Source organism: Enterobacter sichuanensis (assembly GCF_002939185.1).
Classification (GTDB): domain Bacteria; phylum Pseudomonadota; class Gammaproteobacteria; order Enterobacterales; family Enterobacteriaceae; genus Enterobacter; species Enterobacter sichuanensis.
On the sequence record NZ_POVL01000028.1, the window covers coordinates 13,507 to 27,067 of the forward strand.

13 protein-coding genes are annotated in these 13,561 nt (G+C 56.2%); 7 read left to right on the forward strand and 6 right to left on the reverse strand.

Annotation, left to right across the window (positions count from 1 at the left end; genetic code table 11):
• The first annotated feature begins 168 nt into the window (after positions 1 to 168).
• From C5687_RS13610 to ghrB, 6 genes are all read left to right on the forward strand, one after another.
• Positions 169 to 831, forward strand: a complete 663-nt coding sequence (locus tag C5687_RS13610; protein ID WP_104557115.1) for an OmpA family lipoprotein — start codon at positions 169 to 171, stop codon at positions 829 to 831.
• A gap of 179 nt (positions 832 to 1,010) precedes the next feature.
• Complete coding sequence (locus tag C5687_RS13615; RefSeq protein ID WP_021242472.1) at positions 1,011 to 2,027, forward strand: LacI family DNA-binding transcriptional regulator; 1,017 nt, start codon at positions 1,011 to 1,013, stop codon at positions 2,025 to 2,027.
• 103 nt (positions 2,028 to 2,130) lie between these two features.
• Positions 2,131 to 2,880: a sugar phosphate isomerase/epimerase family protein gene (locus C5687_RS13620; protein ID WP_059386732.1), complete on the forward strand. Its 750-nt coding sequence runs from the start codon at positions 2,131 to 2,133 to the stop codon at positions 2,878 to 2,880.
• Between the two features lie 3 nt (positions 2,881 to 2,883).
• Positions 2,884 to 3,822 (forward strand): sugar kinase, encoded by a 939-nt coding sequence (locus C5687_RS13625; RefSeq protein WP_095450668.1) that lies wholly within the window; start codon positions 2,884 to 2,886, stop codon positions 3,820 to 3,822.
• 134 nt (positions 3,823 to 3,956) lie between these two features.
• Entirely contained in the window at positions 3,957 to 5,237 is a 1,281-nt protein-coding gene (locus tag C5687_RS13630; protein ID WP_025759175.1) for an MFS transporter, read from the forward strand.
• 26 nt (positions 5,238 to 5,263) lie between these two features.
• Complete coding sequence (gene ghrB / locus C5687_RS13635; RefSeq protein ID WP_095452088.1) at positions 5,264 to 6,238, forward strand: glyoxylate/hydroxypyruvate reductase GhrB; 975 nt, start codon at positions 5,264 to 5,266, stop codon at positions 6,236 to 6,238.
• A gap of 58 nt (positions 6,239 to 6,296) precedes the next feature.
• Here the strand turns inward: ghrB and cspE are convergent, their stop codons facing one another.
• Entirely contained in the window at positions 6,297 to 6,509 is a 213-nt protein-coding gene (gene cspE, locus C5687_RS13640) for a transcription antiterminator/RNA stability regulator CspE (RefSeq protein WP_003860775.1), read from the reverse strand.
• 247 nt (positions 6,510 to 6,756) lie between these two features.
• Complete coding sequence (locus C5687_RS13645) at positions 6,757 to 7,467, reverse strand: DUF3053 domain-containing protein (RefSeq protein WP_025759171.1); 711 nt, start codon at positions 7,465 to 7,467, stop codon at positions 6,757 to 6,759.
• 331 nt (positions 7,468 to 7,798) lie between these two features.
• Between C5687_RS13645 and C5687_RS13650 the strand changes: the two genes are divergently transcribed.
• On the forward strand, positions 7,799 to 8,086 hold the full coding sequence (locus tag C5687_RS13650; RefSeq protein ID WP_025759170.1) for an HTH-type transcriptional regulator: 288 nt from the start codon (positions 7,799 to 7,801) through the stop codon (positions 8,084 to 8,086).
• Positions 8,087 to 8,125: 39 nt separating this feature from the next.
• Here the strand turns inward: C5687_RS13650 and C5687_RS13655 are convergent, their stop codons facing one another.
• From C5687_RS13655 to C5687_RS13670, 4 genes are all read right to left on the reverse strand, one after another.
• Positions 8,126 to 9,745, reverse strand: a complete 1,620-nt coding sequence (locus tag C5687_RS13655; RefSeq protein WP_047957491.1) for an ABC-F family ATP-binding cassette domain-containing protein — start codon at positions 9,743 to 9,745, stop codon at positions 8,126 to 8,128.
• A 229-nt stretch (positions 9,746 to 9,974) separates the two neighbouring features.
• Positions 9,975 to 12,044: a glycine--tRNA ligase subunit beta gene (glyS, locus tag C5687_RS13660; protein ID WP_104557116.1), complete on the reverse strand. Its 2,070-nt coding sequence runs from the start codon at positions 12,042 to 12,044 to the stop codon at positions 9,975 to 9,977.
• A 9-nt stretch (positions 12,045 to 12,053) separates the two neighbouring features.
• Positions 12,054 to 12,965 (reverse strand): glycine--tRNA ligase subunit alpha, encoded by a 912-nt coding sequence (glyQ, locus tag C5687_RS13665; RefSeq protein WP_104557117.1) that lies wholly within the window; start codon positions 12,963 to 12,965, stop codon positions 12,054 to 12,056.
• 160 nt (positions 12,966 to 13,125) lie between these two features.
• Complete coding sequence (locus C5687_RS13670) at positions 13,126 to 13,431, reverse strand: YsaB family lipoprotein (RefSeq protein ID WP_025759165.1); 306 nt, start codon at positions 13,429 to 13,431, stop codon at positions 13,126 to 13,128.
• Positions 13,432 to 13,561 lie beyond the last annotated feature (130 nt).

The window sequence follows — 13,561 nt, forward strand, 5'->3', positions numbered from 1 at the left end:
CTCAAGCGTGCGCTCCTGGTTGCGTGCAGGTTTACGGCCTTCTTATTGAGGCAGTTTATGGTTTGTCACAAATTTCAGAGTTATCCCCGGAATTTTCTCCGTATCCGGACGTCATAATCAACTGCCACGCTCGCCGTGGCAAAGAATAAAAAGGATTAAGGAAAGAAGATGAAAAAACGCGTACTCGTTATTGCCGCTCTGGTGAGCGGTGCACTGGCTGTTTCTGGCTGCACAACCAACCCTTACACCGGCGAACGCGAAGCGGGTAAATCCGGTATCGGCGCGGGTATCGGCTCGCTGGTAGGCGCAGGCGTTGGGGCACTCTCCTCCTCCAAGAAAGACCGTGGCAAAGGCGCGCTGATTGGCGCAGCAGCGGGCGCGGCGCTGGGCGGCGGCGTCGGTTATTACATGGACGTACAGGAAGCGAAACTGCGCGACAAAATGAAGGGAACCGGCGTGAGTGTCACCCGCAGCGGGGATAACATCATCCTGAACATGCCAAACAACGTGACCTTCGACAGCAACAGCGCCACGCTGAAACCTGCGGGTGCTAACACCCTGACCGGCGTGGCGATGGTGCTGAAAGAGTACAACAAAACCGCCGTGAACGTGATTGGCTACACCGACAGCACCGGCAGCAAGGATCTGAATATGCGTCTGTCCCAGCAGCGCGCCGATTCCGTGGCCAGCTCGCTGATTATCCAGGGTGTAGAAGCAAACCGCATTCGCACCAGCGGCATGGGCCCAGCTAACCCTATCGCCAGCAACAGCACGGCGGAAGGCAAAGCGCAGAACCGCCGCGTTGAGATTACGTTAAGCCCAATTCAGTAGGTAAAAGCAAAACGGCAACCCCGTTGCCGTTTTTAGTGTTTGCGCCCTCTCCCGTGGGAGAGGGTTGGGGTGAGAGCATCAGGCCGCAACCTCCGGTAAGCGCAGCGCCACCGGGCAAATTACTTGATTCGTCCGATTTTCCCGCTAAGGTATTCTCACTAAATTCAGGGAAATCAGTGATGAGCAAACCAGCCCGGGCCACCATCAGCGACGTGGCGAAAGCCGCCAGAACCGGTAAAACCAGTATTTCGCGCTATCTCAACGGCGAGAAACACCTGTTGTCTGATGCCCTGCTGGCGCGAATTGAACAGGCGATTGCCGATCTCGACTATCGTCCCAGCCTCATGGCGCGCGGGCTCAAACGCGGCCGTACCCGTCTCATCGGTCTTATCATCGCCGATATCACCAATCCCTATTCCGTTAACGTGCTCAGTGGTATTGAAGCGGCCTGTCGCGAGAAGGGCTTCACGCCACTGGTCTGTAATACCAACAATGAAGTCGACCAGGAACTGCACTATCTCGATCTGCTGCGCAGCTATCAGGTGGAAGGGATTGTGGTTAACGCGGTGGGCATGCGGGAAGAAGGATTAAATCGCCTGCAGCAGTCCTCCCTGCCCATGGTCCTCATCGACCGTAAAATTCCCGAATTTGCCTGTGATGTGGTCGGGCTGGATAACACCCAGGCAGCCACGACCGCCACCGAACATCTGATTGAACAGGGTTTCGAGGCCATTCTGTTTCTGAGCGAACCGCTGGGCATGGTTAACACCCGTCGTGAACGCCTGGGCGCATTTCGCGCCACGCTGGAGCGTTATCCGGGTGTGATCGCCGAAAATGCCGAAACGCCGCTTCACGAAGCCGACCAGCTCGACAACACCCTGCGCCAGTTCCACACCCGCCATCGCGGGATGCGCAAAGCCGTGATCTCCGCCAACGGGGCGCTGACGCTTCAGGTCGCCCGTTCGCTCAAGCGCATTGGCCTGCACTGGGGCAGCGACATTGGTCTGCTGGGGTTTGATGAACTGGAGTGGGCGGAGCTGGCCGGTGTCGGTATCACCACCCTCAAACAACCCACCTGGCAAATTGGCTATGCTGCTGTAGAACAAGTGGTTCGTCGTATCGAAGGTATCAGCGATGCCGTACGCGAGCAGGTGTTTTCCGGTGAACTGATTGTTCGCGGCTCCACCGCGCGTTAATTTCCCCTTGTGATGTCGATCATAAATTCAACATCCTGACCTTTTCTTTGGAACCGGTTCCATCTAGCGTAATAGTATTGATATGTTGCGATGGAGTCCGACGATGGACAGGAAAATTATGGTGGTCACCGCCGCGTACGGCGCGGAACAGGTGCGACAGGCGGGCGGTCAGCGGGCGATGCTTCCCGTTATTGCTGGTGCGGGCGCAGACGGCGTGGAGATCCGCCGGGAACTGTTCAACAGCGAAGAGCTGCAGGCGCTGCCTGCGCTGGGGGAATCCATTGAGCTGCTGGGCCTGCTGGCGTGCTACTCCGCACCCGCCGCCCTGTTTATGCCCGACGGCACACTCAACCCGGATCTGCCCCGCTATCTTTCAGAGGCCAATACCCTGAACGCGCTGTGGCTCAAGGTTTCCCTCGGCCATTTCAGCGACACGCACTCTCTCGACGCCCTGCGTGCGCTGCTGAACACAAGCGGCATGGCGCTGGTCGTGGAAAACGATCAGACCGACTGCGGCCAGCTCGCGCCTATGCAGCGTTTCCAGGCCGCCTGTCGGGACATGGCGCTCCCCGTCACCCTGACCTTCGACATGGGTAACTGGCTGTGGGTTGGCGATTCGCCCGAAGAAGCAGCCCGCCATCTGGCCCCTGCCGTGAGTTATATCCACGTGAAAGCCGCCGTGCCGCATAAGGATAACTTCCGCGCTGTCGCACCGGACCACGCCGATGCGCGCTGGCTGGATCTGCTCAGCCAGCTGCCCGCCGATGCCCCGCGCGGTATCGAGTTCCCGCTGGAAGGGACGGATTTAACCGCCGTGACCCGCCATTACGTCAACCTGCTACGCGAGGAGTAAACCATGCACAAGACGCTGGATGTCATCACCATCGGCGAGGCCATGGCGATGTTTGTCGCCACCGAAACAGGCGAGCTGAGCGCGGTGGAGCGCTTTATTAAACGCGTGGCAGGCGCAGAGCTGAACGTCGCGACCGGGCTGGCGCGTCTCGGCCTGAACGTCGGCTGGGTCAGCCGCGTGGGGGATGACAGCTTTGGCCATTTCGTTCTCGACTCACTGAAAAAAGAGGGTATTGATGCCGCAGGCGTCACCCTCGATGGACGCTTCCCCACCGGTTTTCAGCTTAAATCTAAAGTCGAAAATGGAACCGATCCCATCGTGGAATATTTCCGTAAAGGATCGGCCGCAAGCCATCTCTCCGTGGCGGATTACCACGCCGACTATTTTGCTGGCGCACGTCACCTGCACCTGAGCGGCGTCGCCGCGGCACTTTCTGCCAGCTCGTATGAACTGCTCGATCATGCCGCGACCACCATGAAAGCCCAGGGGAAGACCATCTCATTCGATCCCAACCTGCGCCCGGTGCTGTGGAAAAGCGAGGCAGAAATGGTTGAGAAGCTCAACCGTCTGGCGTTCCGGGCGGACTGGGTTCTGCCGGGCCTGAAAGAAGGAATGATCCTGACCGGCGAAAGTACGCCGGAAGGCATTGCCGACTTCTACCTTAATAAGGGGGTAAAAGCGGTGGTGTTGAAAACCGGTGCCGATGGCGCATGGTTTAAAACCGCCGAGGGTGAACAGGGCGCGGTCGCTGCGGTGAAGGTTGAGAACGTCGTCGATACCGTCGGCGCAGGCGATGGTTTTGCCGTGGGCGTCATTAGCGCCCTGCTGGAAGGCAAAACGCTGCAACAGGCCGTCGCGCGGGGCAACAAAATTGGCTCGCTGGCCATTCAGGTACAGGGCGATAGCGAAGGATTACCAACACGAGCACAGCTTAACGAATAAACATCCCCCTCACCCTAACCCTCTCCCCTCTGGGGGGGGCCGGGGTGAGGGGGCATACATCGTACTCAACAAAACAAACCACCGTGTACCCTACAGACAACGGCGGTAACCACCTCAACAACAGAGGCAAGCCTATGAACAGTTCGACCAATGCAGTAAAACGCTGGTGGTACATCATGCCAATCGTGTTCATCACGTACAGCCTGGCGTACCTTGATCGTGCCAACTTCAGTTTCGCGTCCGCGGCAGGGATCACCGAAGACCTGGGGATCACCAAAGGGATCTCCTCCCTGCTGGGCGCCCTTTTCTTCCTCGGCTACTTCTTCTTCCAGATCCCTGGCGCGATCTATGCGGAACGCCGCAGCGTGCGCAAGCTGATCTTCATCTGTCTGATCCTGTGGGGCGCCTGCGCGTCTCTCACCGGCATGGTGAACAATATTCCTGCCCTGGCCGCTATTCGCTTTATCCTCGGCGTGGTTGAAGCGGCGGTGATGCCGGCGATGCTGATCTACATCAGCAACTGGTTTACCAAATCCGAACGTTCACGCGCCAATACCTTCCTGATCCTCGGTAACCCGGTCACGGTACTGTGGATGTCGGTCGTCTCCGGCTACCTCATCCAGTCCTTCGGCTGGCGCGAGATGTTTATCATCGAAGGGGTACCGGCGATTATCTGGGCCTTCTGCTGGTGGGTGCTGGTGAAAGATAAACCAGCCCAGGCGAAATGGCTCTCCGAAGATGAGAAAGCGGCGCTGCAGGCACAGCTGGATAAAGAGCAGCAAGGACTGAAGGCGGTGCGTAACTATGGCGAAGCCTTCCGCTCCCGCAACGTGATCCTGCTGTGCGCACAGTATTTTACCTGGAGTATTGGGGTGTACGGCTTTGTGCTGTGGCTGCCGTCCATTATCCGCAGCGGCGGTGAAAACCTCGGTATGGTCGAGGTAGGCTGGCTGTCATCCGTGCCGTATCTGGCGGCGACAATCGCGATGATCATCGTCTCCTGGGCATCGGACAAGCTGCAAAACCGTAAGCTGTTTGTCTGGCCGCTGCTGCTGATCGCTGCCTTTGCCTTCATTGGCTCCTGGGCCGTGGGCGCAAACCACTTCTGGGTCTCTTATACGCTGCTGGTGATTGCCGGTGCAGCCATGTACGCCCCGTATGGACCGTTCTTTGCCATCATCCCGGAGATGCTGCCGCGTAACGTCGCAGGTGGCGCGATGGCGCTGATCAACAGTATGGGTGCGCTGGGCTCGTTCTGCGGCTCCTGGTTCGTCGGTTACCTGAACGGTGCCACCGGCAGCCCGGCTGCGTCGTACATCTTTATGGGGGTGGCGCTTTTCGCCTCCGTATGGCTTACTCTGATTGTTAAGCCTGCTAATAATCAACAACACCCTGTCGGCGCTCGCCACGCCTGAAACCTTAAAACACAACGGAGATTAGCATGAAGCCGTCCGTCATTTTGTATAAAGCCCTGCCGGAAGATCTGCAGAAGCGCCTTGAAGAGCACTTCACCGTCACGCAGGTGAAGAACCTGAGCCCGGAGACCGTGGCACAGCACGCCGAGGCGTTCGCCCGCGCTGAAGGCCTGCTGGGTTCAAGCGAAAAAGTGGATGTCGCCCTGCTGGAGAAAATGCCGAAGCTTCGTGCTACCTCAACCGTGTCCGTGGGTTACGATAACTTCGACGTGGAGGCCCTTAATGCCCGCAGGATCCTGCTGATGCATACACCGCATGCCCTGACGGAAACTGTGGCCGACACGCTAATGGCGCTGATGCTCACGACGGCCCGTCGCGTGGTGGAAGTGGCTGAGCGCGTCAAAGCGGGCGAGTGGACAAAAAGCATAGGTCCGGACTGGTTCGGCGTGGATGTGCACGGCAAAACGCTGGGTATTGTGGGCATGGGGCGTATCGGACTGGCACTGGCGCAGCGCGCGCATTTTGGGTTTAACATGCCGATTCTGTACAACGCGCGTCGCCACCACAGTGAAGCTGAAGAACGTTTTAACGCCCGCTACTGCGAGCTGGATACGCTGCTGCAGGAAGCGGATTTTGTCTGCCTGGTCCTGCCGCTGACAGACGAAACCCGTCATCTGATTGGCAAAGCGGCGTTCGAAAAGATGAAGAAGTCAGCCATTTTCATCAACGCGGGTCGCGGCCCGGTAGTGGATGAGAAGGCGCTGATTGAAGCCCTGCAAAACGGTGAGATCCATGCCGCCGGTCTGGACGTGTTTGAGCAGGAGCCGCTGCCGGTGGATTCCCCACTGCTGACGCTACCCAACGTGGTCGCCCTGCCCCACATCGGCTCCGCCACCCATGAGACGCGCTACAACATGGCGGCCACGGCAGTAGATAATCTTATCGCTGCCCTCAGTGGCAGAGTGGAGATGAACTGCGTGAATCCGCAGGTACAACGGTAGAAACGAAAAAACCCGCCAGAAGGCGGGTTTTTAAATTCTTTGCTACTGGGTTGGAAGCTTACAGGCTTACAACGTTACCAGCTGCTGGGCCTTTAGCGCCGCTTTCGATGGTGAAGGACACTTTCTGACCTTCGTCCAGAGATTTGTAGCCATCGTTCTGGATAGCAGAGAAGTGTACGAACACGTCTTTAGAGCCATCGTCAGGAGTGATGAAGCCGAAACCTTTATCAGCGTTGAACCATTTTACCAGACCAGTCATTTTAGCAGACATAGAATTACCTTAATTAACAAATATATTGTGCCTTCCGGCTTGATGGATTGCGTTACAGATTTTTAAGCGATGAAGGAAGGGTCACTACGAAGGGTATCTATGGATAACAATCTGGACTGCTTTACTAAACTGCTTTAGGTCTGTGTAACAAACCGACGCGAACAGTTATACCGATGTGGGGGAGGAATGACAAGCGTTATTTTCGGAATGCATAAAAAAACCCCGCCGGAAGCGGGGTTTTTTCAGTTTATTCTGTGGCCGCGACGGCTGCGCTCCAGGCCTGGCTAAAGGCCTGATGCTGGGAGGCCAGCGGTCCAATCAGCGTATTGTACTGACTTGCCTGCTGCGAGGTCGGGAACTGAATGCCATTGGCGACAAAGCTTACCTGAGTCTCCTGCTGGGCGATAAAGTCACCCACCTGAACCAGCTGCTGCGTGAAAATTTGCGCGGCCGGAATCAGCGGTTGCAGCGCTTCAGACGGTTTGGTCACCACTTTCTCATACACTTTGTCGAAGACAGGTTTGAGATCGTCGCCCTGCTTCAGCGCAGAACGTGACGCATCAGCCTGCATTTTCGCATTCTGCAACTGCTGACTCAGCACGCCAAGCGCACCGTTGGACTGACGTAACGGTTCGCGCTGCGTCATATAATCCTGTGGAACGCGGATGGCGTTCACGCTATCCACTACCGGGCGGATACCGGAATCCATCGCCTGACTCACCTGCTGTGAATAACCATAAAGAATGGCGTAATCGGACACGAAGGGGCCAAACTGTTTTTTCTGATCCGCAGTCAGCGTCGGCAACCGCTCGCCGCTGCGCATCACTGTATTCTGCAGAAAATCGATAAACGCTTTGCGCTGATCGCCTTCTTTATCAAAACACCCACTCAGGCTAACAACCATCAACAACGCCGCAATAGGCGCAAACCAGCGAGAGCAGGACTTTCCTGTCGCCATTTTATTACTCCTTTCACCCAAAAAAGCGCACACCGGCACACGCGTGCCCAACGCTGACAAGGATAGTCCAGGTCAGCCTTGCAAGATACTCTTTTCATGCAAAACGGCTATTGCCAATTTATTTCTTACCATTTACAAAAAAATACCTGGCGAGGCCGACATATGACTAATCAGGTAATTAGCATAAATATCCATATCGCTGAATCGGGTACAGCATTCGTTACCGCACGATTAATCACAGCCGTGACGATCCTGGGTCTGGATTAGGGACTATTCTTAATTGGCTCTCTGATGTTCTTGATCACGATGTGAGATTTAAGAGGAGTCCTCAATGGAATATAAAGATCCTGAGTTTGAGCTGCTGAGCAGTCTGGAACAGATCATTTTTAAAGATGTACCGCAGACGATTACCCTGCAACAAAAATCCAATCCCTTTACAGAATATGAGCAATTGCGCAAAGGGACAGGACTGAAAACCGAAGAATTCGCCAGAGCGATGGGTGTCAGCGTGGCTATGGTGCAGGAGTGGGAGTCGAAACGTGAGAAACCCACCCCAACCGAGTTAAAGCTGATGCGCCTGATTCAGGCCAACCCTGCACTCAGCAAACAGATAGCGTAGTGACGTTTGAATGCCCCCGCCTTTGCGGGGGCTTGTGTTTTAAAGGCTTTCACAACGCCATCCCGCCTGTTCCCACACCCATTCATGCGTTAACGTTAAGCCTCTTAAAAAAGCCTCATCGTGTGATACCACCAGCAGTGCCCCGGGGAAACCGGCCAGCGCCGCTTCAATCGCCTGTACCGAAGCCAGATCAAGATGATTGGTTGGTTCATCCAGCAGCAGAAGCTGCGTGGCTTCAGCGCGCCAAAGCACGCAGGCGAGCGCAGCCTTAAGACGCTCGCCACCGCTGAGTTCCGCCAGCGGGAGCGTGACTTTGTCGGCACCCAGCTGCAGCTGCGCTAAACGGGTTCGCAATACCCCCTCTTCCAGAGGCGTATGACTCAAATTGAGATGCGTCATGACCGATTGTGAAAGATCGAGCTGTGACAAATGCTGATCGAGATAGGCGCAGCTGACAGAAACCTTACAGGCACCTGAACGTGGGGCGATCTCACCGAGGATAGTTCTTAACAGCGTTGATTTTCCGCAGCCGTTTGGCCCCTTTAACGCCACGCGCATCGGTCCGTCCATGCGCAAGGTGATGGGTGCAACGGGCACATGCGGTAATACCAGATCCTCCAGCACCAGCACCTGTTTGCCTTCCGGGATCTGACTTCCCGGCAGGGTAAACATCACCGGGTTATCTTCTTCAACCCTTTCACGCGCCTTATTAACCGCGGCATTCAGCGCCTCGTTTTGCTCGCTGTGCTGCTTCTTCCAGCTGCCAATTCGTTCCTTTGCCGCGCCTTTGTATTTGACCCGCTCAAACGAGGCGATATTCAGGGTATCAACGGTGCGTAACGTCTTTGCCGACCGCCGCTGGCTGTCGTCATGCTCTTTCTGCATGCGCGCCCGGGTACGTTTGCGCTCGGTTGCTGCATGCTCCAGCGCCGCACGGGCAGCCTGCTGTTCGGTATCCCGCTGATGGGTATAGTCCGCATAATTCCCGCCGTAGCTGCGCAGGCCCGAGGCGCTCAGTTCCAGAATACGCGGTACCTGCTCCAGAAGTTCTCGGTCATGGGAGGCCACCAGCACACCGCCCTGAAACCGTCTAAGCTGGTCGTAAAACCATGCCCGGCTTTGTCGATCCAGATGGTTAGTGGGTTCGTCCAGCAGAAGAAAGTCCGCGTCCGCCGTAAATGCCCCGCACAGCAGGGCGCGAATGCGCTCGCCGCCGCTGAGTTCACCGGCGGGCTTATCCGGATCAAACGCGGGCAGTTGCGCATGGATAAATGCCTCGCTCAGACGCTCGGCTAAATCCCAGTGGCCGTCGAGTATGTCCAGATCCTCAGGCTGGTAATCGCCGCTATCAATACGCTCACGTGCCGCGAAAATCGCCTCATAACCCAGCAGTTCCGCCAGTGTCGTCTGTGCAGAAATAGCATGCTGCTGCGCCACATAGAAGTACGAGCCAAAGCGTTCAATATGACCGCTGGCTGGTTCATCCCGCCCCGCCAGCATGCGCAGCAGACGCGTTTTCCCGCTACCGTTGCGACCAACCAGCGCGCACAGGGAGGGCTCCAGCGTGAGATTCAGCGGACCAAAAAGGATATCGCCCGTCGCAAACTGACAGGTGACCTGATGCAAAATAAAAGAGGGGGACTGCGCAAAATGAGCCATAAGCACTCCTGAATGAAATCAAAACATCCCCTGCCGACGCGGTAGCGTTTAGCAAGGATCGAAATTCATCAGTCGTGTTTGTTCATTTTTGGGGGGCGCTCCAGAGCGAGAAAGTTAACGCGGATAAGAATAGCGGTAATGTGTTGACCATTTCAAGGTTAAATTTTCATCAGTGCACCATAAAAAAACCCGCCGAAGCGGGTTTTTAGCCTTTATAACAACGGGCACATTACTGCAGCAGCGAAATATCCGCCACGCGCAGGAACAGCTCACGCAGTTTTTCGAGCATAGAGAGACGGTTAATACGCAGCTCTTTGTCTTCTACGTTCACCATCACTTTCTCGAAGAAGGCGTCGATAACGTCACGTAGCTCCGCCAGCTCCACCAGCGCTTCCTGGTAGCGGCCTTCCGCGAAGTACGGCTCGAGCTTGTCGCGCAGCACCACAACCTGCATCGCCAGGGCGATCTCTTCCGGCTCTTTCAGCGTCGCGGCGTTTACGCGCTCGTTCAGCGTTTCGTCGGATTTCGCCAGAATGTTGGAGACACGCTTGTTGGCCGCAGCCAGGGCAGATGCCGCTTCCAGCGTACGGAAGTGGGAAACCGCCTTCATACGCGCATCGAAATCTGCCGGACGGGTTGGACGACGTGCCAGTACCGCCTGAATGGTGTCAACGGTGTAACCTTCGTCCTGATACCACGCGCGGAAGCGACCGAGCATAAAGTCGATCACATCATCCACCACGTTGGCGTTGGTCAGCTTATCACCGTACAGACGCACCGCTTCTTCGGTCAGGGTCTGCAGATCCAGGTTCAGGTTCTTCTCAACGATGATACGCAGCACGCCCAGCGCCGCACGACGCAGCGCAAACGGGTCTTTGTCGCCTTTTGGATGCTGGCCGATACCGAAGATACCTGCCAGGGTGTCCATCTTATCGGCAATCGCCACGGCGCAGGCAACCGGGTTAGACGGCAGCTCGTCACCCGCAAAGCGCGGCTGATACTGCTCGTTCAGGGCAACCGCCACGTCTTCCGCTTCGCCATCGTGACGCGCGTAGTGCATCCCCATCACACCCTGGGTGTCGGTAAATTCGAACACCATGTTGGTCATCAGGTCGCACTTGGACAGCAGGCCCGCACGGGTGGCGTGGTTGACGTCAGCGCCGATTTCACGGGCGATCCAGCCGGACAGCTCCGCAATACGGTCGGTCTTGTCGCGCAGCGTACCCAGCTGCTGCTGGAACAGTACGGTCTGCAGACGCGGAAGATGATCTTCCAGACGTTTTTTACGGTCGGTGTTGAAGAAGAACTCGGCATCCGCCAGACGCGGGCGCACCACTTTCTCGTTACCGGAGATAATCTGGCTCGGATCTTTCGATTCGATGTTCGCGACAAAGATGAAGTTTGGCAGCAGCTTGCCGTCGTTGGCGTAGACAGGGAAGTACTTCTGGTCACCCTTCATGGTGTACACCAGCGCTTCAGCCGGAACGGCCAGGAACTTCTCTTCGAACTTCGCGGTCAGCACAACCGGCCATTCCACCAGCGAGGTCACTTCTTCCAGCAGGCTGTCGCTCAGATCGGCTTTACCGCCAATCTTACGCGCCGCCTCTTCTGCATCGGCTTTGATTTTGGCTTTACGCTGTTCGTAGTCAGCAATGACCTTACCGCGCTCCAGCAGGATTTGCGGATACTGATCGGCATTGTCGATGGTGAACTCAGGCTCGCCCATGAAGCGGTGACCGCGGATCACGCGATCGGACGCCACGCCCAGGATGGTGGCCGGAATCACGGTATCGCCCAGCAGCAGGGTCACGGTGTGAACCGGACGCACGAAGTGCACGTCGGACGCGCCCCAGCGCATCAGCTTAGGAATCGGCAGTTTAGCCAGCGAACTCGCAATCATCTCCGGCAGCAGCGCTTCAGCGCTTTCACCTTTTACGTGAGCGCGATACAGCAGCCACTCGCCTTTGTCGGTGGTCATACGCTCGGCCTGGTCAACGGTAATACCGCAACCACGCGCCCAGCCTTCCGCCGCTTTGCTCGGCTTGCCTTCGGCGTCAAACGCCTGGGCAATGGCCGGGCCACGTTTTTCCACTTCACGATCCGGCTGAGACGCCGCCAGGTTAGCCACTTTCAGCGCCAGACGACGCGGCGCAGCAAACCATTCAATTTTACCGTGCGCCAGGCCAGCGTTATCCAGCTCGGCAGTCACGTTCGCAGCAAAAGATTCAGCCAGGCTGCGCAGGGCTTTTGGTGGCAGCTCTTCGGTGCCGATTTCCACCAGGAAAGTTTTCTCAGACATGGCCGCCTCTTATTTGTTTCGGTTGCACATCGGGAAGCCAAGGGCTTCACGGGACGCATAGTAAGCTTCTGCAACGGCTTTGGTCAGGGTACGAATACGCAGAATGTAGCGCTGACGTTCAGTCACGGAGATCGCTTTGCGGGCGTCCAGCAGGTTGAAGCTGTGGGCGGCCTTCAGAATACGCTCATAAGCAGGCAGCGGCAGCGGAGTCTCCAGCGTCAGCAGCTGCTGCGCTTCTTTCTCGTACTGCTCGAAGCAGGTGAACAGGAAGTCCACGTCCGCGTATTCGAAGTTATAGGTGGATTGCTCCACTTCGTTCTGATGGAACACGTCGCCGTAGGTGGTTTTACCCAGCGGGCCGTCGCTCCAGACCAGGTCGTAAACGCTGTCTACGCCCTGAATATACATAGCCAGACGTTCCAGACCGTAGGTGATTTCACCGGTGATCGGTTTACATTCCAGACCGCCAACCTGCTGGAAGTAGGTAAACTGGGTCACTTCCATGCCGTTCAGCCACACTTCCCAACCCAGCCCCCAGGCACCCAGCGTTGGGTTTTCCCAGTTATCTTCCACGAAACGGATATCGTGAATGGTGGGATCCATACCCAGCTCTTTCAGTGACCCGAGATACAGTTCCTGAATATTGTCTGGTGATGGCTTAATCACCACCTGGAACTGATAGTAATGCTGCAGACGGTTCGGGTTCTCACCGTAACGACCATCGGTCGGACGGCGGGAAGGCTGCACATAAGCGGTCGCCATTGGCTCTGGCCCCAACGCGCGTAAGCTGGTCATCGGGTGTGAAGTGCCGGCGCCGACTTCCATGTCCAAAGGTTGAACAATGGTACAGCCCTGACGAGCCCAGTAATCCTGTAAGGTCAGGATCAGGCCCTGGAAGGTCTTGGTATCAAACTTTTGCATAGTATTTCGTGCTGGATACGTGTGGTTTTAAATGGAAGGGACCAGTATACCCGCTGGCTGCAAGATATACAGTACGAAACGGAGTTGTTTAGGGAAAATTGGGAAATAAGCATTCAAGCCAGAACGCAGCGGGCGTCTGGCTGTTGATTATCCGAGCAGGCTAGCGCATGGAGAGGTGTAAAAACTGACCGTCCGCATCAAACGAGCAGACAAAGCCCTCTTTACGGGACGTATGGCCCCGCAACTCATAGCTTCCCTGAAAGCGCTCAAACCCGGTGACATCAATTTTCTGCACCTCCGAGTTATAACGTCGCGCAGCCTGATCTTTACAGAGCGCTTCCATATTCAGTGAACGTTCAGGGCTCATTTTACCCTGCTGTGCTTTTTGCACCGGTGCTTCTTGCGGGGCACTGCATCCTGCCAGAATGCCCAGCAGAAAGAGTGACGCCACACGCTTCATCATCATTTTTATTACCGCCCTGGTCTGTGGCTGTTATTTTTAGTATCAAAGCTTTTATAGATTATGGTCTGGCATTCTGCGAATCTCGCGGCCTCCCGACAACACTGCTGAATAAATCTCAGATTTTTCCAGGGAA